The 17351-nt window shown below is 57.7% G+C and carries 19 protein-coding genes; 11 read left to right on the top strand and 8 right to left on the bottom strand.

The features are described 5' to 3' along the window. Positions 1-18: 18 nt before the first annotated feature. Positions 19-945: a LysR family transcriptional regulator gene (locus AC1RO5_RS03525; RefSeq protein ID WP_493172775.1), complete on the bottom strand. Its 927-nt coding sequence runs from the start codon at positions 943-945 to the stop codon at positions 19-21. Positions 946-1080: 135 nt separating this feature from the next. Here AC1RO5_RS03525 and AC1RO5_RS03520 point away from each other — a divergent pair, with 135 nt between their 5' ends. Beyond that, on the top strand, positions 1081-1563 hold the full coding sequence (locus AC1RO5_RS03520; RefSeq protein ID WP_493172773.1) for a nuclear transport factor 2 family protein: 483 nt from the start codon (positions 1081-1083) through the stop codon (positions 1561-1563). 49 nt (positions 1564-1612) lie between these two features. After that, positions 1613-2728: an alkene reductase gene (locus AC1RO5_RS03515; protein ID WP_493172771.1), complete on the top strand. Its 1116-nt coding sequence runs from the start codon at positions 1613-1615 to the stop codon at positions 2726-2728. A 113-nt stretch (positions 2729-2841) separates the two neighbouring features. Here AC1RO5_RS03515 and AC1RO5_RS03510 read toward each other — a convergent pair whose 3' ends face one another. Together AC1RO5_RS03510 and AC1RO5_RS03505 are read right to left on the bottom strand one after the other, a co-directional pair. Further along, a complete protein-coding gene (locus AC1RO5_RS03510) occupies positions 2842-3825 on the bottom strand; it encodes a GlxA family transcriptional regulator (RefSeq protein WP_493173214.1) in 984 nt (327 codons plus the stop codon). A gap of 164 nt (positions 3826-3989) precedes the next feature. Then, complete coding sequence (locus AC1RO5_RS03505; RefSeq protein ID WP_493172769.1) at positions 3990-4442, bottom strand: Lrp/AsnC family transcriptional regulator; 453 nt, start codon at positions 4440-4442, stop codon at positions 3990-3992. 188 nt (positions 4443-4630) lie between these two features. On the opposite strand from AC1RO5_RS03505, the gene AC1RO5_RS03500 reads away from it, so the two are divergent. From AC1RO5_RS03500 to AC1RO5_RS03490, 3 genes are read left to right on the top strand one after another with little or no spacing between them, the layout of a single operon-like run. Continuing rightward, positions 4631-5248 (top strand): LysE family translocator, encoded by a 618-nt coding sequence (locus AC1RO5_RS03500; protein ID WP_493172767.1) that lies wholly within the window; start codon positions 4631-4633, stop codon positions 5246-5248. Positions 5249-5276: 28 nt separating this feature from the next. Further along, a complete protein-coding gene (panB, locus tag AC1RO5_RS03495; protein ID WP_493172765.1) occupies positions 5277-6119 on the top strand; it encodes a 3-methyl-2-oxobutanoate hydroxymethyltransferase in 843 nt (280 codons plus the stop codon). A gap of 20 nt (positions 6120-6139) precedes the next feature. Continuing rightward, positions 6140-6625, top strand: a complete 486-nt coding sequence (locus AC1RO5_RS03490) for a MaoC family dehydratase (protein WP_493172763.1) — start codon at positions 6140-6142, stop codon at positions 6623-6625. 79 nt (positions 6626-6704) lie between these two features. Here AC1RO5_RS03490 and AC1RO5_RS03485 read toward each other — a convergent pair whose 3' ends face one another. From AC1RO5_RS03485 to AC1RO5_RS03475, 3 genes are read right to left on the bottom strand one after another with little or no spacing between them, the layout of a single operon-like run. Next, a complete protein-coding gene (locus AC1RO5_RS03485; protein ID WP_493172761.1) occupies positions 6705-7175 on the bottom strand; it encodes a hypothetical protein in 471 nt (156 codons plus the stop codon). Positions 7176-7214: 39 nt separating this feature from the next. Next, entirely contained in the window at positions 7215-7883 is a 669-nt protein-coding gene (locus tag AC1RO5_RS03480) for a hypothetical protein (RefSeq protein WP_493172759.1), read from the bottom strand. Between the two features lie 40 nt (positions 7884-7923). Then, entirely contained in the window at positions 7924-9099 is a 1176-nt protein-coding gene (locus AC1RO5_RS03475) for a XylR family transcriptional regulator (RefSeq protein ID WP_007936905.1), read from the bottom strand. A 175-nt stretch (positions 9100-9274) separates the two neighbouring features. Between AC1RO5_RS03475 and xylA the strand changes: the two genes are divergently transcribed. The 5 genes from xylA to AC1RO5_RS03450 all read left to right on the top strand — a co-directional run bounded on the left by xylA (position 9275) and on the right by AC1RO5_RS03450 (position 14815). Further along, the gene (gene xylA / locus AC1RO5_RS03470; protein WP_493172757.1) at positions 9275-10591 is read left to right on the top strand and encodes a xylose isomerase; all 1317 of its coding nucleotides are present in this window, start codon (positions 9275-9277) and stop codon (positions 10589-10591) included. 141 nt (positions 10592-10732) lie between these two features. Next, positions 10733-11734, top strand: coding sequence for a D-xylose ABC transporter substrate-binding protein (gene xylF / locus AC1RO5_RS03465; protein WP_007936912.1), 1002 nt, complete (start codon positions 10733-10735; stop codon positions 11732-11734). Between the two features lie 80 nt (positions 11735-11814). After that, on the top strand, positions 11815-13371 hold the full coding sequence (gene xylG, locus AC1RO5_RS03460) for a D-xylose ABC transporter ATP-binding protein (RefSeq protein ID WP_493172755.1): 1557 nt from the start codon (positions 11815-11817) through the stop codon (positions 13369-13371). Continuing rightward, on the top strand, positions 13372-14508 hold the full coding sequence (locus AC1RO5_RS03455) for a sugar ABC transporter permease (protein WP_305412242.1): 1137 nt from the start codon (positions 13372-13374) through the stop codon (positions 14506-14508). Positions 14509-14644: 136 nt separating this feature from the next. After that, positions 14645-14815, top strand: coding sequence for a helix-turn-helix domain-containing protein (locus AC1RO5_RS03450; RefSeq protein ID WP_493172753.1), 171 nt, complete (start codon positions 14645-14647; stop codon positions 14813-14815). Here AC1RO5_RS03450 and AC1RO5_RS03445 read toward each other — a convergent pair. Further along, positions 14781-15686 carry a hypothetical protein gene (locus tag AC1RO5_RS03445; RefSeq protein ID WP_493172751.1) on the bottom strand — a complete coding sequence of 302 codons (906 nt, stop codon included), beginning with the start codon at positions 15684-15686 and terminating at the stop codon, positions 14781-14783. The two genes, AC1RO5_RS03450 and AC1RO5_RS03445, sit on opposite strands and share 35 nt — an antisense overlap. 325 nt (positions 15687-16011) lie before the next feature. Here AC1RO5_RS03445 and AC1RO5_RS03440 point away from each other — a divergent pair, with 325 nt between their 5' ends. Next, positions 16012-16590, top strand: a complete 579-nt coding sequence (locus tag AC1RO5_RS03440; protein ID WP_019648604.1) for a DUF4337 domain-containing protein — start codon at positions 16012-16014, stop codon at positions 16588-16590. Between the two features lie 12 nt (positions 16591-16602). On the opposite strand, the gene AC1RO5_RS03435 is transcribed toward AC1RO5_RS03440, so the two are convergent. Next, the gene (locus AC1RO5_RS03435) at positions 16603-17214 is read right to left on the bottom strand and encodes an alpha/beta fold hydrolase (RefSeq protein ID WP_493172748.1); all 612 of its coding nucleotides are present in this window, start codon (positions 17212-17214) and stop codon (positions 16603-16605) included. Positions 17215-17351 lie beyond the last annotated feature (137 nt).

The raw sequence follows: 17351 nt of genomic DNA, 5'->3' as shown, positions 1-17351 counted from the left end.
GACACGCCGATCGTGTGGCTAGCCTTGGCGCACACCGAACACGTCTGTTTGCTCTTCGGCCATGTTCAGTAACGCATCAACGACGACTCTCACCTTTGGCTGGATATAACGCGTACGTGGCCAAATGACGTGGATAGGCATTGTTGCGCCAGCATCACTGTCCAAAACGGTTACCAATGCACCACTGCGCAAGTGATCCGAAACCAGCCAAGTGGGCAATTGACAAAGTCCGCCCCCATCCAGGGTCGCACGCAGCATCATTTCACCATCGCCAAACTCATGGCGCACTCGCACTTCCTGTTCTTCAACCCCGCCTTTGGCATTCCTTAGCAGCCATGCCATGCGCAGCCCTTTGCGCCAGGCAATAATGCAGTCGTGCCCCAGCAAATCGGACTTGTGCAGAATCGGTGGGCATCTACTCAGGTAGGCCGGCGCAGCACAGATCACCAGATGCTGGTCGCCGAGTCGGCGCGCCACCAACTCCGGATCATCCTTGAGGTCACCGATTCGTACGGCAAGATCAATGCCGTCTTCGATCATGTCGACCGTGCGCTCGCCAAAGGTCAAGGTTAAGTCGAGTTGTGAGTATTGCCGTGCCAGGGCGATCAGCATCGGAGCGATATGCCGTCGACCAAACGCGGCAGGAAGATCAATTCGTAGACGTCCTTTCGGTTCAGCAACGCCATTCAAAAAGCTGCCTTCAACTCCCCGTAATTCATCCAAAACCCGTAAGCAACTGGCCAGGTAAGCCTCACCTTCGTTAGTCAAACTCAGCTTGCGCGTGGTGCGGTGCAGTAGCTTGATGCCCAGCCGCTTTTCCAGTCGGGTCACACTCTTGCCCACTGCTGAACTGGTTACGCCCAGTTGCAATGCAGCCGCCGTAAAACTCCGGTACTGAGCCGCCAGTGTGAACTCCGGGATGCCATCAAATAGAAGGGATTCCATAAACAGCTCCCGCCGAATCAAAACTCGATTCTATCCTGACAGGATCAACTGATTGTAATTATCGCTAATTAATAGAATTTAGAGATCGGATTAAGGTGGGCCTCACTTTTGAGCTACTTCCCTATGGAGGCCCCCATGCACGCCGACTTGAACCGACTGCTCACCCTTGAAGCGATCAGGAACTTGCGACTGCGCTACTGCCATCACCTCGATTCAAACCGAATGGACGCGCTCGCACAGTTGTTTACCGAAGATGCCATTTGCCAGGTCGATCGGGGTCGCTGGAAGGGGCGCAAGGCCATCCAGGAGGGCTTGTCCCAGGCATTTTCGGCATTCGATACACAACAACGAGGGATGTATCCGTTCATTCACGCCGTGTCGAATCACTGGATTGAGATTCTCGATGAGAACCGCGCTGAAGGTCGTTGCTACCTGATCGACTTCGCCACCCAAAGGGCTACCGGGGAGAACCCGCTACTGCTCCTTGGGCTGTATGCCGACGAATATCGTCGTGTGGATGGTCAGTGGTTGATCAGCCGTACCCGCCTGGATGTCGTATGGCCTGAGCCCAATGTCGGCGGTGGTGATCCAGGCAACGGCCTGGTTCTGCCGTCCTGACCCATCCCCTGTCTTCCACCCCTCTCCCATCACCCTCAGAGCGTTCCTGATGAAAAATTTATTCAAATCCTACGACCTTGCCGGCACCGAGCTGGCCAATCGCGTGGTCATGGCACCCATGACTCGTGCAAGAGCCCTGAACGATATCCCGGATGAGCACACTGTTCTCTATTACGCCCAGCGAGCATCTGCCGGCTTAATCATCAGTGAAGGCATACCTATCTCCCGAGAGGGATGTGGCTATCTGTTTAACCCCGGTCTCTATAGCGACGAACACACCCAGGCATGGCGTCGTGTCACTGATGCAGTCCACGCCAAAGGCGGACGGATTTTCGCGCAGCTGTGGCACGTCGGGCGCATGTCCCATGTGTCACTTCAGCCAGACAATGGCTCTCCGGTGTCTTCGGTCGCTACCGTTGCCGCAAACTCCAATGCCTATGCGTGGGTTGAAAAAGGCAAGCCGGGCCCGGTGCAAGCCAGCATCCCAAAAGCACTGAGCACAACTGAAGTTCAACGGATCACCACTGACTTTGTAAACGCTGCACGTCGAGCGATAGAAGCCGGTTTTGACGGCATCGAATTGCACGGCGCCAACGGCTACCTCTTCGAACAGTTCCTGAGCGGCGCATTGAACACTCGTTCCGACGCCTACGGTGGCTCCATTGCCAACCGTCAACGCTTTCTCCTCGAAACTCTTGATGCGCTGGCCGCAGAAATCGGCAGTGCCCGGGTGGGTGTGCGACTGTCCCCGTTTGGTCGTCTTTTCGACATGCACCCCTATGCGGAAGAATTCGATACCTGGCTGAGCCTGGCGTCGGCACTCAATGACCGAGACCTGGCGTACGTGCATTTGAGCGATCAACTTACTATTGGCGCAGAAGCTATTCCGGAGGGCTTCGCCACCCGATTCCGGCAAGCATATCAAGGCACCCTGATCGCCGCTGGGGGCTTCAATCGCGAGCTGGCAGAAGCGGTGCTGGACGAAGGCGATCTGGATCTGATCGCGTTTGGTCGCCCGTTCATTGCCAACCCCGATCTTGTCGAGCGGATGCAACACGGCTGGCCGATTGTTGAAGGCGACCGGACTACCTTTTACGGTATCAGCGGTAGCCCAACCAAGGGCTATACCGACTATCCCGCCTACAACGAGACTGTGGCGAATTAAGCAATCCGGAAGTTGGGGGCGACTTGACTTCACTGCCCCGACTTTTTTATCAGAGATGCGCTACGCGCCAGGCGACACTTTTTGATCTCGTAAAAGACTCAAGAAAGCAGCTCTTATTTAACGAGCCGCTTTTCCTTGGAAGGTCTGTACCCGAAGTACGAGCTATAACACTTGCTGAAATGACTGGGCGACACGAAGCCACAAGCCACCAACACGTCGACCTGGGACAGTTCGGTGTGCTGGAGCAGTCGCCGCGCTTCGGTGATGCGCAGCTCCATGTAATACCGTTGCGGCGTTGTTCCCAGTTGCTCCTTGAACAGCCGTTCCAGTTGCCGCCGGGAACGGCCGGCGTAAACCGCCAGTTGCTCCAGCTCCAGAGGCTCTTCGAGGTTGGCATCCATCAGCTTGACCACCTCGCGCAAGGGCGCGCTCACACAGATATTTTCAGCCGGTTTGATGCGCCGATAACGGGACTCCTCGAACGCCAGAATGTCCTCGATCCCCTCGACGAGGGCTTTATCGTGCAGGCCCTTGATCCAGTCCAGCGCCATATGAAATGCCCCCGAGGGGCTGGATGCGGTGAGCCGGTCGCGATCAATGACGTAGGGCTCACTGGTGACCTGCGTCGCCTTGGAGATTTCCGCGAGTGCGGGGCGATGTTCGGGGTGAATGGCGCAACGATACCCATCGAGCAAACCTGCGCTGCCCAGGAACCATGCGCCATTCCACAACCCGGCCAGGCAGACACCCTGGTCCGCCGCCATTCGCAACAAGCTAATGAACTCATCATTAGCCTTGAGCTCTGTCCTGTAGCCGCCGCAAATCACCAGCAGATCCAGCTCGTGAATGGCTGAAGCATCCAGACGTGCATCCGGCCGAATGACCAGGCCCAGATCGCTGATGACCTCGCCGTCGTTCAAGCCGAACGTTCGCGAAGAGAACAGCCTGGGTCGTAGAAGATTCGCGGTGACAATGGTGTCCAGTGCCTGGGTGAACGCAGGCAGCGAGAAATGCTCGAGCAACACAAAGCCTGCTCGGGTCATACGAGCAGGCTCATCAGGGTTTTCATTCAGATAGCGGAGATTTTTCCCCTTCATGCCTCCGCTAAATTGGCGTCGTTCGATCAATGTTCGACCCACTCGGTTACTGCGTAGATAAAGCCTAATGCTAACTGTAGAAGCGCAAAAAGCCCTAGCACCATTATGCGACCGATCAAGCCAGTTGAAAGCCGATCCGGCGCCACTCAAAAGACAGGTTCAAATCACAGAGGAAGGGACCGGTCCTGAATGACTCGTTTCATCACCAGAGTGGATGTCAGGCGCTGGACGTTGGGCAGCGTGGAGAGGCGTTCATCATAAAGCTGCTGGAAAGCCGGCAGATCCTTAGTGACGATGTGGAGCAGGTAATCGGGCTCTCCAAAAAGCCTTTGCGCCTCCACAATCTGGGGTATCTCCTGAAGCGCAACCTCGAACGCTTCAACCGCCCGGTGATCGCCCTCGCGAAGCGTCGCAAACACCATTGCCGAGAAGTTAAGGCCGAGCGCGCTGGGGGCGAGTTGTGCGCGATAACCCAGGATCACGCCTGATTCTTCCAGGGCACGCACTCGACGATGGCATGGGGACAGGCTGAGACCGACCCGCTCTGCCAGTTCAGTCACCGACAGGCGCCCGTCTGCCTGAAGCTCGGCAAGAATTTTCAGATCAATTCTGTCCATATAGAAGAATCTCCCTAAAACCAGTATCTGTATTGGAATAATAGGGAAAATATTCTAGCCGGTTTCAATTATTCTTTTTCGCGAACTTTAGCGCTGTTGGTCGTCCGCACTTCGAGACAAGTCGGTCGCCACTTCCTGTCTGCGAGATAGAAAATGCAAAAACACGTTGAAATCAGAAGGTGGCGATCATGACCCTTAGTGTTTTCGCTGCTTTCTGGGCCGTGTCGTTTTTGTTCGTGATTACACCGGGGGCCGATTGGGCGTATGCGATATCGGCGGGGTTATTCGGGCGTGTGGTGATGCCCGCCGTGGCCGGGCTACTGATCGGGCATTTAGTCGCCACGCTGGTCGTGGCGGCCGGTGTCGGCGGACTTGTTGCGAGCAACCCCTTTGCCCTTTCGGTGCTCACCGTCGGCGGGGCTGCGTACCTGCTTTGGCTGGGCATCAACATGCTCCTGCATCCTTCGGTTCCTCGCGCGGGGCAAACCCAGCGATCCGGCTCCTGGGCGCGCTGGACCTTTAAAGGGGTTTGCGTGAGCGGCCTCAACCCCAAGGTCTTTCTGCTGTTCCTGGCGTTACTGCCTCAATTCACTGACCCGACGGCGTCCTGGCCGGTGCCGATGCAGATCATCGCGTTAGGCCTGCTCCATGCGTTCAGTTGTGGCGTGGTTTATTTGCTGGTGGGGTTCGGCTCTCGAGTCGTGTTGCAGGCACGCCCTGTTGCTGCGCAAGTGGTCAGTCGGCTCTCGGGGGCGATCATGATCATTATCGCGGTGCTGTTGTTGATCGAGCAGATCTTGCGCTGATCGTTTATTCATCTCGGAGGAAAAGATAATGAGTGACACCTGCTCACCCTACGGCAACAACGAAGTATCGAATGTGAAATCACGGATCCGGATTCCTCATCTGCAACAAATGAAAGTACAGGGCCAGAAGTGGGCGATGCTGACGGCCTACGACATGTACACGGCAACGATCTTCGAAGAAGCCGGCATTCCTGTTCTGCTGGTGGGCGACTCGGCATCCAACAACGTCTACGGCCATGAATCCACCCTGCCCGTCACGGTTGACGAGCTGATTCCACTGGTACGCGCCGTCTCCCGATCAACCCGCAGACCGTTGGTGATTGCCGACCTGCCCTTCGGCTCCTACCAGGCTTCGGCCGAGCAATGCTTCCACACCGCCGTGCGCTTCATGAAGGAAGGTGGCGCCCATGCGGTGAAAATCGAGGGAGACATCGAGATGCTGCCGCAGGTCGAGAAACTCACACGCTCGGGGATTCCGGTGATGGCTCACATCGGCTTTACCCCGCAAGCCGAACATCAACTGGGCGGCTACCGTGTTCAAGGGCGAGGTGACGATGCGCAGCGACTGATCGACAGTGCCCGAGCCTTCGAGGCGGCCGGCGCCTTCGCGCTGCTCATTGAAATGGTGCCCGCAGAGGTCGCTGCACAGATCACCGCCGCCGTTGCCATTCCTACCGTCGGCATCGGTGCCGGCAGCGGTTGTGACGCTCAAGTATTGGTGTGGCAGGACATGGCGGGATTGCGCACCGGACCTCTGCCCAGGTTCGTCAAGCAATACGCCGACCTGCGAGGCGTGCTGCTCGGGGCCGCGCGCGAATTCGCCGGCGATGTGCAAACGGGCGACTTTCCAGGGACCGAGCATTCTTTTTAGTCGAAGGAGAAGGCGCTTCAATGAAAAGCTTCAGACAGCGTGCAGCCGAAGGGCTTCAAACAGGCGATAGCTTCACCCTCTCCCGCTGCTTCTCGCAGGAAGACATCCAGCGCTTTGCGCAGATCTCCCGCGACTACAATCCAGTGCATTTCGATACGCATTTCGCGCAAGCGCGACACTTCAAGGCACCGGTCTCCCATGGCTTGCTGACAGCCAGCCTGATGACTGAAATCGGCGGCCAGATTGGCTGGCTGGCCTCAGCGATGACGTTCCACTTCAAGCGCCCCGTTTATCCAGGGGATACCGTCACCTGTTATTGGGTCATCAAGGACGTGGATGAAAAAGGTCGTGCGACGGCGGTTATCACGATGGCCAACGAGGACGGCATTACTGTGATGGAGGGAGAAACCAGCGGTGTTTTGCCTGGCCCGAGGGAGCAGGAAATCATGAGGCAGATGCTGGCCGAGGGTGATCCCACAAACGGGGTGGTGCGTTCTGATGGATGATCGCCTTGAGTCGAGAGCAGTCCTTACTAAAACGGCTGTTTTCGGCTAACAGCAGGCCATGACCCTATTCCCAGATAATTTATTCGGGGCTCTCCAGGGCCGTAAGGAAGTCCTGTTCACCCTCAGCTCCCCACCATGGGATAGATACAACGCCGCCGAGGTCTCTGAGCTGTCGCAGTAGTTCCAACAATGAGTAGATCTGATCTTGTCCCCACTGAGCCCCCATCCGATAGTCCAATGTGAGGCTATTAGTGAAAACGTAAACACCAAGGTCAGGTATTTGACCCCTGGTGCCGTAAAGCCCACCGAGAACGACGTGGAATGCCTCTGCTGCTCCTGAGCTTACAAGCAAAGCATCCTGAGGGCCGGAGAATGGCTTTCCACTTTGGGATGCTTTGATCCAAAGATAGCCGCCGTCAACAGTGGCATTTTTCGCGCCATGATCGAACAGATATTGAAATGCCTGCGGTACAAGCGACGAATCCGAATACGTCACCACAACCTCAGGGAGCGATCCATCGTTAGTTGCAAAGTATTCGGAAAGATTCATGTGGCGCGCCTATAAGTGCCGAGAAGGTACAATTTCGTCCTATCCAATTTTCGTTTGCAATGTTTTTGTCAAACTGGAAAAGTCTTTAAGCATTCCAGAAAAAGAAAATATTTCCCCATTGTTGAGCTTTACCACCGCGCGTAGGTTGCCTTTATCTCGGCGTAACTGGACGTCCAAAACATCACTCAACAGGAAGGTTTCTTTCTTGAATCCGTGAATTTCCACGCTTGCCCCATCAACGCGAACTGAAAATTTTAAAAGATAGGCTGCATATATGATTACAATCGTGGCAAAACCAAAGCACATCAGGTACCCGGCCAACGAAATCGGTTTCGCAGGATTATCTGAAAGAGCTGGGACGATTATGAAAATCGCGGAAACGGCAACTGCCATACATACAACATGGTAGGGGTATCGATAAACAGTCGTCCCTTCATTTTGGTCGAGAGCCGGCATATCACCGAAGGACACCTGTCGTTCTTGTTGTACCATCGATTCAGCCCGCAGTTCATTAAGTAACTTCGCTGTCGCTATCCATACTACGAAGGCTACAAATAGATACGCCATGCAAAAGTAAAGCCCTGGCGAAATTCGTATGCCCCACCACTCTATAAGCCAATCTCTGCCTTTCGCTGCCACGAAACAGCCCACAACGACCAAAACTAATGTTCTGACAATGTCCGAAAAGTACTTTGGTTTTAGTCTCATTTTCCACACCTGCAATCATTTCCAGCCTTGGGAGGCATCGCTATCTGGCGCCCTGCTGGTATTCACGGGGCGTACATCCAAACTCGCGACGGAACACCGTGTGTAGATATTGTGCGGATTTGAAACCGCAAGTGCGGGCAACGTCCGCAATCGCTGTGTCGGTATTTTCCAGCCCGCGGGTGGCCGCCGCCAGTTTGAAACGCAGAATCTCGTCGTGCACGCTGCAGCCTCGCACAGTGCGAAAGTGCGACTCCAGCGATGAGCGCGACACGCCGACATAAGCCGCCACCTGCGCCGTCTTGATGCCCTGGCAGGCATATTGGCGGATAAACAGCAGCGCTTGCATAACGTAGGGGTTGCCCAAAGGTTGGTGCAAACTCGACACCTGCACGTTGATCGCATCAGGCGGGATCAGGATGTGCGTGCCCGTGGACGGCTTGCCGTGCAGCATCTGGTGCAGCAGTTGCGCGGCGGTGCGGCCCATGGTTTCGGTGCCCTGGATGACCGAGCTCAGGGGGACCCGGGTCAGGCTGCGTGTCAGGGGGTCGTTGTCGATGCCGATCAACGCCACCTGCTCCGGTACGGCGATTCCGGCGGTCAGGCAGGCTTGCAGCAACTGCCGGGCGCGGGCGTCACTGACGGCGATGATGCCAATGGGCTTGGGCAGGCTTTGGAGCCAGGCGATCAATTGTTCGACGGCGCTGTCCCAGAGCGGTGCGCTGGTTCCCATGCCGCGATAGACCTCGGCGTGCAAGCCGTCACGTTGCATCAGTCGTCGAAAGGATTTTTCCCGCTCCTGAGCCCAACGATTCGCCTGTGCTTCAGGCAGGCTGAAGCAGGCAAAACGCTGCAGCCCTGCCTCGATCAAGTGCGCGTAAGCCAGTGTGATCAGTGCGTTATTGTCGGTAGCGACGTACGGGATCCCTTTCGGATAGGCCCGCTCATCCTGATAAGAACCACCCACCGCCACCACGGGCAACTTGATGCCGGCCAGCGCCTCGCCAATCAGCGGATCGTCGAAGTCGGCAATGATTCCGTCACCTTGCCAGCGCTCGATCCCTTTCAACCGGCAGAGAAAATCCTCTTCCAGGAACAGGTCCCAGGACGCGCGGGTGCTGCTCAGGTAGTTGCCGATGCCGCTGATGATGCCGCGGTCATAGATCTTGCTCCCGTTGAACAACAGTGCGATGCGGTGAACAGGCGGTACGGTTTTCATTGTTTTTATGCTTGTTCCGGGCCCCTTGTCACGGAGGCGGTGTGCACAGACTAGGCGCGCAGACAACGAATCTCAATACGCAAAATCGCACCCTGTGTTGGTGATTTTCATAATCAGCAGGCACAGGGCCGTTGCTAGTATCGAGACACCGCCAAGAACAACAAGGACATTGCCAATGCCGTACTTCCCCGATGTCGACAGGATTCGCTACGAAGGCCCTGCCAGCGATTCTCCCCTCGCCTTCCGTCACTACGACGCCGACAAAATCATCCTCGGCAAACCCATGCGCGAACACCTGCGCATGGCCGCCTGTTATTGGCACACCTTCGTCTGGCCGGGTTCCGATGTGTTCGGTGCAGGTACTTTCAAGCGCCCGTGGCAACACGCCGGCGACCCGATGGAGCTGGCCATTGGCAAGGCGGCAGCCGCGTTCGAGTTCTTCTCCAAATTGGGTATCGACTATTACTGCTTCCACGACACGGATGTCGCTCCGGAAGGCAATTCGCTGAAGGAGTACCGCAACCACTTCGCGCAAATGATTGATCACCTGGAGCGACACCAGGAAGAAAGCGGGATCAAGCTGCTGTGGGGAACTGCCAACTGCTTCAGCAATCCGCGCTTTGCCGCAGGCGCCGCCAGCAACCCGGACCCCGAAGTGTTCGCCTGCGCCGCTGCCCAGGTATTCAGCGCCATGAACGCGACCCAACGCCTGAAAGGGTCCAACTACGTGTTGTGGGGCGGTCGCGAAGGCTACGAAACCCTGCTCAACACCGACTTGAAACGTGAACGCGAACAACTGGGCCGCTTCATGCGCATGGTGGTCGAGCACAAGCACAAGATCGGTTTCAAAGGCGACCTGCTGATCGAACCCAAGCCGCAGGAGCCGACCAAGCACCAATACGATTACGACAGCGCCACCGTGTTTGGCTTTCTCCAGCAGTTTGGCCTGGAAAAGGAAATCAAGGTCAACATCGAGGCCAACCACGCGACCCTGGCCGGTCATAGCTTTCATCACGAGATTGCGACGGCCGTCTCGCTGGGGATTTTCGGCAGCATCGACGCCAATCGCGGTGATCCGCAAAACGGCTGGGACACCGATCAATTCCCCAACAGCGTCGAAGAAATGACCTTGGTCACCTATGAAATTCTCAAGGCCGGCGGGTTCAAGAATGGCGGGTTCAACTTCGACTCCAAGGTACGCCGCCAGAGCCTCGATGAGATCGATCTGTTCCATGGTCACGTCGGCGCGATGGACGTCCTCGCCCAGTCCCTGGAGCGGGCAGCCGCCATGGTGCAGAACGACCAGCTTCAGCAGCTCAAGGATCAACGCTACGCCGGCTGGCAGCAGCCGTTCGGGCAGGCGGTGCTGGCGGGTGAGTTCAACCTCCAGTCATTGGCCGAACACGCTTTCGCCAACGAGCTGAATCCGCAGGCCGTCAGCGGCAGGCAGGAGATGCTCGAAAACGTCGTCAACCGGTTTATCTATCGCTGATCGCCAACGGGAATGCGGACGCTGTGACATTTGCGCGACAAATCTGTAGTCCGTTGCGTCTGCCGATTCTCTACAGTTCTCCCAGCCCGATACTCATCGTCAGGCAGTGTCTTTCAAACAAAAATAAAAGGACGCACCACCATGAAGAAAGTAAAACGCGCGCTATTTGCCAGCGCCCTGGCTCTGCTGTCGCTGCCGGTGATGGCCGATGCTGCCCACCCGAAAATCGGTTTCTCCATTGATGATCTGCGGCTGGAACGCTGGTCACGTGACCGCGATTACTTCGTTGCGGCGGCGGAGAAAATGGACGCCAAGGTCTTCGTACAGTCGGCCGATGCCAACGAGCAAAAGCAGATTTCGCAAATCGAAAACCTCATTTCCCGTGGCGTCGATGTCATCGTCATCGTGCCGTTCAACGCTACGGTCCTGACCAATGCAGTGGCCGAAGCGAAGAAAGCCGGAATCAAGGTCGTGTCCTATGACCGTCTGATACTCAACGCGGATATCGACGCCTACATTTCCTTCGATAACGAAAAGGTCGGCGAGATGCAGGCCAGCGGCGTGCTGCACGCGGCGCCCAAGGGCAATTACTTTCTGCTCGGTGGTGCGCCCACCGACAACAACGCAAAAGTCCTGCGCGAAGGTCAGATGAAAGTGCTGCAACCGGCCATCGACAAGGGTGATATCAAGATCGTCGGCCAACAATGGGTGAAGGAATGGAACCCTACCGAAGCGTTGAGCATTGTTGAAAACGCCTTGACCCGTAACGCCAACAAAATCGACGGCATCGTCGCCTCCAACGACGCCACGGCAGGCGGCGCCATCCAGGCCCTGGCCGCTCAGCAACTGGCCGGCAAGGTGCCGATTTCGGGGCAGGACGCGGACCTCGCAGCGGTCAAGCGAGTGATCGCTGGCACTCAAACCATGACCGTGTACAAGCCGCTGAAACTCATCGCCTCCGAAGCCGCCAGGCTCTCGGTGCAACTGGCGCGTAACGAGAAACCCGCCTACAGCTCGCAGTACGACAACGGCAGCAAAAAAGTCGACACCATCCTGCTCACGCCGACTCCGTTGACCAAGGACAACATCGACCTGCTGGAACAGGACGGGTTCTACACCAAGGCGCAGATTGCCGGAAAGTGATCATCACCCCGTAATGCCCCCACCGCAGGAGCTCGCTCCTGCGGGACCAGCCTCGTACCTGCCGCTTATGAGTCTCTGCCATGTCCGACTATCTGCTGCAAATGAACGGTATCGTCAAAACCTTCGGCGGTGTCAAAGCGCTCAATGGCATCGACATCAAGGTCAAGCCGGGTGAGTGCGTCGGGCTGTGCGGCGAGAATGGCGCCGGCAAGTCCACTCTGATGAAGATCCTTTCCGCGGTGTACCCCCATGGCACCTGGGACGGTGAAATCCTCTGGGACGGTCAACCGCTCAAGGCGCAATCGATCAGCGAAACGGAAGCCGCCGGTATCGTCATCATTCACCAGGAGCTGACGCTGGTTCCCGACCTGTCGGTGGCCGAGAACATTTTCATGGGCCATGAACTGACGCTGCCTGGTGGGCGGATGAATTACCCGGCGATGATCCACCGCGCCGAAGCCCTGATGCGTGAACTGAAAGTGCCGGACATGAACGTATCGCTGCCGGTTTCGCAGTACGGCGGCGGCTATCAGCAACTGGTGGAAATCGCCAAGGCACTGAACAAGCGCGCGCGCCTGCTGATCCTCGACGAGCCTTCATCGGCCCTGACCCGTTCGGAAATCGAGGTGTTGCTGGACATCATCCGCGACCTCAAGGCCAAGGGTGTTGCCTGTGTGTACATCTCCCACAAGCTCGATGAAGTGGCCGCCGTGTGTGACACCATTTCGGTGATCCGGGACGGCAAACACATCGCCACGACCGCCATGGCGGACATGGATATTCCACAGATCATCACCCAGATGGTCGGACGGGAAATGAGCAACCTCTACCCCACCGAGCCACACGACATTGGCGAGGTGATTTTCGAGGCCCGCCACATCACCTGCTACGACGTCGACAACCCCAGGCGCAAACGGGTCGACGATATTTCGTTCAGCCTCAAACGCGGGGAAATCCTCGGCATCGCCGGGCTGGTCGGTGCAGGCCGCACCGAGCTGGTGACAGCGCTGTTCGGCGCCTACCCTGGTCGCCACGAAGGCGAAGTCTGGCTGGACGGCCAACTCATCGACACCCGCACGCCGCTCAAGTCAATCCGTGCCGGCCTGTGCCTGGTGCCCGAGGACCGCAAGCGCCAGGGCATCATTCCAGACCTGGGAGTCGGCCAGAACATCACCCTGGCCGTGCTGGACAGTTACTCGAAACTGACCCGCATCGATACCGAAGCCGAACTGGCCAGCATCGATCGGGAAATTTCGCGCCTGCACCTGAAGACCGCGAGCCCGTTCCTGCCGATCACCAGTCTGTCCGGCGGCAATCAACAAAAAGCCGTATTGGCGAAGATGCTGCTGACCAAACCCCGGGTGCTGATTCTCGATGAGCCCACCCGGGGGGTGGATGTCGGCGCCAAGTACGAGATCTACAAGTTGATGGGGGCGCTGGCGGCCGAAGGCGTGTCGATCATCATGGTGTCTTCGGAGCTGGCCGAAGTGCTAGGCGTTTCCGACCGCGTACTGGTGATCGGCGAAGGCCGGTTGCAGGGCGACTTCATCAACCATGAACTCACTCAGGAACAGGTGCTCGCCGCCGCACTCAGCCAGCCTGACAGCCATAACAATAAAGATCGGAAATCCGTGTAAATGAATCAGGTCAAACAACTCTTCACCCGCTACAAGATGCTCGCGCTGGTGTTTGCCGTGGCGTTTATCTGGCTGTTCTTCAGCTGGCAGACCGAAGGCGGATTCCTGACACCGCGCAACCTCTCCAATCTGCTGCGCCAGATGTCCATTACCGGGATTCTCGCCTGCGGTATGGTGCTGGTCATCATCAGCGGCGAGATCGATTTGTCGGTCGGCTCATTGCTGGGACTGCTCGGTGGCGTCGCGGCGATTCTCGACGTTATCTACCACATACCGCTGCTGGCGAACCTGAGCCTCGTCGCCCTGTGCGGACTGCTGATCGGCCTCGCCAACGGCTACATGGCCGCCTACCTGCGCATTCCGTCTTTCATCGTGGGGCTGGGGGGCATGCTGGCTTTCCGGGGCATTTTGCTGGGGATTACCGGCGGCACGACCATCGCCCCGGTGTCGCCGGAGCTCGTCTACATTGGCCAGGGTTATTTGCCACACACGATCGGCACAGGCCTGGGCGTTCTGCTGTTCGCACTGACGTTGTTCCTGACCTGGAAACAACGGCGCAATCGCGCCCTTCACGGCCTGGCGGCACATTCACTGGTGCGTGACGTCGTACGCGTGCTGTTGATCGGCGCGGTGCTGGCCGGCTTCGTCCAGACCCTCAACAGCTATGACGGCATTCCCGTGCCGGTCCTGCTTCTGCTGATTCTACTGGGCGGGTTCAGCTACGTGACCAGTCAGACCGTCTTCGGCCGACGTGTCTATTCCGTGGGCAGCAACATGGAAGCAACGCGTCTGTCCGGTATCAATGTGCAGGCCGTGAAGCTCTGGATTTTCGGGATCATGGGCGTAATGTGCGCCCTCGCCGGCGTGGTCAACACCGCGCGCCTGGCCGCCGGTTCGCCCTCGGCCGGCAGCATGGGCGAACTCGACGCCATCGCCGCCTGCTTCATCGGCGGCACCTCCATGCGTGGTGGCTCCGGTACTGTCTACGGCGCCCTCCTCGGCGCGCTGGTCATCACCAGCCTGGACAATGGCATGTCCATGCTCGACGTCGACAGTTATTGGCAGATGATCGTCAAGGGCAGCATTCTCGTGCTGGCCGTGTGGGTAGATGTGAGCACCCGGACCGGACGACGCTGATCCGCTGCGGATGAAGTCATCCACGACCGTCGGCTTCTGGTGAGATGCCAGTCGTTGTGACGGTCGTAACGCTGCCACCAATGCCTGCGCGAAGAAGCCGAACGCCCCGTGGCCAGCCGCCTGTTCGTTCAAGGCGTTGCGGCGCTTATTGTGCGAAACACAACTGAGCGTAGTCACTGTCGCCAATGAAGTCGGCTACTCCAACCTCAGTCACTTCGCCCATGTATTTCTCAAGCACACCGGTTTTTCCCAAGCGACTACCGGCGCCAGCGTTAGGGCTCTGCTGGCCGCAGATAGGGCTCGATAAAGCCGCAACCAAGGATCTCGTTCAGGCGTTGCGCATCGGTCATTCGGCGAAACAGTCCAACAGTCTTCCACGGCGCGTGACCATCGACATTGGGCGCTCCCAATCCGGCCAACAGATCGGCGATCAGTATTGATCGGGTCTCGAAAGAGATGCGTGTCAGCCCGGTACTATTGCCGACGCCGGCATGGGCATGAGCCCCGGAAAAGGCGATCAGGCTCCCCGGCGCGATATCGACGGCAATCCCCTCCTGCGGGTCGATCGTTTCCAGCAGGTGCGGAATGGCTTCGTCGGCATCCACGGCATTGCGGCCGTCTCGATGGGATCGCTGCAAAATGGCGCGCATATCGAAATCTGCGCTCGAATTACCCAGCGGTCGCTGCCAGAGGTCTGGATACAAGGCGACGGTACGCCCTGCCGCGATGGGATAGATGGGCGCCCACCAGTTGGTTTGTGCATAGATATTCGACCCCCAGGTATCGCGGTGAAACGCGATGGTGGCCGTCGTGCGGGCACGCGGTGTTGACTGCGCTGGCTCGCAATGCGGCTGAAAACGCAAATGCAGGCGATCGCACGCCAGGGTATCGGGGGCGATGCCAAGGCTTTGCACAACGTCCTGCCAGCGCTGCTGGACCTCAGCCGAGCCGGCGAAATCGTTCTGAATTTTCGCAAAGCGCTCAGTCTGCTCAGGGTGGCTCAAATGGCGATGGATCTGCTGCGGCGACCAGGGATGCAGCGCGTCTTCGAGGAACGCACGCGTGTATTCCACCAGCGCCATCATGGGCTGCAGGTCAGTGAAGCGAATGATCTCGCCAGCATAGATCCGGTCATGCAATTGGCGAGCGGTACTCGGTATGGCAAGCGAGCTGTACATGACTGGAAGTCCCCTGAAGGTGCGCCCCTGACTTTAGATCCACGCCGATTGTGGCGAAAGTGGCAGGTGGGGCGAAAAATCGCGGATCAGGCCATGGGGACGTGAGCAACAGGCGACCGTCAAGCCATGAATGGGGCGCTTATGGCAGTTCTTGGCAGGCAGTTAACGGCCGATTCTGTTGAAAAAATCGGCCATGAGCGGGCAGTCTGGAAGAACCGACTTGTTCAACAGAATCGACCACTAGCTGCCAGTCAATTGTGTCCAAAGAATCAGGGACAATTCATAATGCTGTCCATCTCCACTAACGCCTCCAAGATCGACACCCATGCCTGAAGAGTTCGAAGTCCCCAGCCCACACGAGCAACATATTGAGCACACCACCCATCATGCGCATGCACAAGGCGACAGCTTTGCGAGCAAGATTGCGGTGATGACAGCCATCATGGCGACCGTCGGCGCCCTGATGAGCTATCAGGCCGGCTCAACGGAGAATGAGGCGGCCATGGACAAAAACAACGCCGCCATCCAGAAAACCGAAGCCGCCAACGAGTGGAATTACTACCAGGCCAAATCCAGCCGGCAGAACCTGTCGGATCTGGCCAGCCATCTCCCAGGGCTGGACTCCGCCCATTATGTTGCAGAGGCGCGGCGGTACGGGGAACAGAAGGAGGAGGCGCGCAAGAAAGCTGAAGCATTCGAACAAGGGGCAAGAGAGTGGGACGAGAAGTCAGAGCAGGTGCTGCATCAGCATCACCGTTGGGCCCAGGCAATGACAGCGATTCAAATAGCAATTTCACTGGCGGCCATTACCTTGCTGACGCGTAAGGAATGGCTCAAGCGGCTCTCTTTTGGGGCCGCGGGTGTTGGCGTCATGTTGGGTTCGCTGGCTTGGCTGCATATCTAAGCGAAGCGCTCATCAGCCGGCCAGATGTCTCTCGATCAACCTCGCCACTTCGGCTGCGTGAGTAAAGCCCAGACTGTGATCGGCGCCAGGGAAAACGTGTAGTTCAGCACGAGGTAACAGTTGAGCCAGGCGCTGGCCGACGCGAACGGGGCTGATCGGATCAGAATCCCCCCAGAGGAGCAGGACTGGCATGCGCAACTCGATCAACCGGTGCGTGAGGTCGGTGCGGTCGTCGAGAAACCAACTCGGCAGTGTCGGGTTGTCGGCAGCAAAATCCGGGCGCCAGTCATGCGCGCCCAGAGCAGACATATCCACCCCGCCAGAGGTAACGGTCAGCGTCAGGTGCGTGATCAGCTCAGGGCGTTCAAGCGCTGCAAGCACAGCGACTATGCCGCCCATGGACTGTGCCACCAGCGCTGTGGGCCGGTCGATCTCGGCCAACACGCGAGCCACCAGATCATCCATGCCAGTCACGCCAGGCAAGGGCGGAGTGTCTCCAAAGCCGGGCCAGCCGATATGGACCTGTTGCGCCGGGTGGGTCAAGCGCTCAGCAACCGGATGCCAAAACCGGGTGTTACCTGAGGCTCCGGGCAGGAAGAGGAATTTGGCGGGGGATGCGATCACAGGTTCGGTCCTTGAAGGTGGGATTGAAAGAGTCAGCAGGTGGAAAAAATGGATGCCACGAGGGGCGGGCAGGTTAATTACCTGATTCACGGTATCAGGTTCTGCACTTATGGATTCGATGCCACACGGGATCGTGG

It is taken from the genome of Pseudomonas sp. GW822-FHT02G04, from assembly GCF_058802085.1.
The sequence above is the reverse complement of the archived record's forward strand: the minus strand, read 5'-3'. Positions and strand labels throughout refer to the sequence as shown.

What these genes read in the sequence shown, in the direction of transcription:
- AC1RO5_RS03525 (WP_493172775.1), bottom strand. Translation starts at nt 945, where the DNA reads ATGGAATCCCTTCTATTTGATGGCATCCCGGAGTTCACACTGGCGGCT.
- AC1RO5_RS03520 (WP_493172773.1), top strand. Translation starts at nt 1,081, where the DNA reads ATGCACGCCGACTTGAACCGACTGCTCACCCTTGAAGCGATCAGGAAC.
- AC1RO5_RS03515 (WP_493172771.1), top strand. Translation starts at nt 1,613, where the DNA reads ATGAAAAATTTATTCAAATCCTACGACCTTGCCGGCACCGAGCTGGCC.
- AC1RO5_RS03510 (WP_493173214.1), bottom strand. Translation starts at nt 3,825, where the DNA reads ATGAAGGGGAAAAATCTCCGCTATCTGAATGAAAACCCTGATGAGCCT.
- AC1RO5_RS03505 (WP_493172769.1), bottom strand. Translation starts at nt 4,442, where the DNA reads ATGGACAGAATTGATCTGAAAATTCTTGCCGAGCTTCAGGCAGACGGG.
- AC1RO5_RS03500 (WP_493172767.1), top strand. Translation starts at nt 4,631, where the DNA reads ATGACCCTTAGTGTTTTCGCTGCTTTCTGGGCCGTGTCGTTTTTGTTC.
- panB (WP_493172765.1), top strand. Translation starts at nt 5,277, where the DNA reads ATGAGTGACACCTGCTCACCCTACGGCAACAACGAAGTATCGAATGTG.
- AC1RO5_RS03490 (WP_493172763.1), top strand. Translation starts at nt 6,140, where the DNA reads ATGAAAAGCTTCAGACAGCGTGCAGCCGAAGGGCTTCAAACAGGCGAT.
- AC1RO5_RS03485 (WP_493172761.1), bottom strand. Translation starts at nt 7,175, where the DNA reads ATGAATCTTTCCGAATACTTTGCAACTAACGATGGATCGCTCCCTGAG.
- AC1RO5_RS03480 (WP_493172759.1), bottom strand. Translation starts at nt 7,883, where the DNA reads ATGAGACTAAAACCAAAGTACTTTTCGGACATTGTCAGAACATTAGTT.
- AC1RO5_RS03475 (WP_007936905.1), bottom strand. Translation starts at nt 9,099, where the DNA reads ATGAAAACCGTACCGCCTGTTCACCGCATCGCACTGTTGTTCAACGGG.
- xylA (WP_493172757.1), top strand. Translation starts at nt 9,275, where the DNA reads ATGCCGTACTTCCCCGATGTCGACAGGATTCGCTACGAAGGCCCTGCC.
- xylF (WP_007936912.1), top strand. Translation starts at nt 10,733, where the DNA reads ATGAAGAAAGTAAAACGCGCGCTATTTGCCAGCGCCCTGGCTCTGCTG.
- xylG (WP_493172755.1), top strand. Translation starts at nt 11,815, where the DNA reads ATGTCCGACTATCTGCTGCAAATGAACGGTATCGTCAAAACCTTCGGC.
- AC1RO5_RS03455 (WP_305412242.1), top strand. Translation starts at nt 13,372, where the DNA reads ATGAATCAGGTCAAACAACTCTTCACCCGCTACAAGATGCTCGCGCTG.
- AC1RO5_RS03445 (WP_493172751.1), bottom strand. Translation starts at nt 15,686, where the DNA reads ATGTACAGCTCGCTTGCCATACCGAGTACCGCTCGCCAATTGCATGAC.
- AC1RO5_RS03440 (WP_019648604.1), top strand. Translation starts at nt 16,012, where the DNA reads ATGCCTGAAGAGTTCGAAGTCCCCAGCCCACACGAGCAACATATTGAG.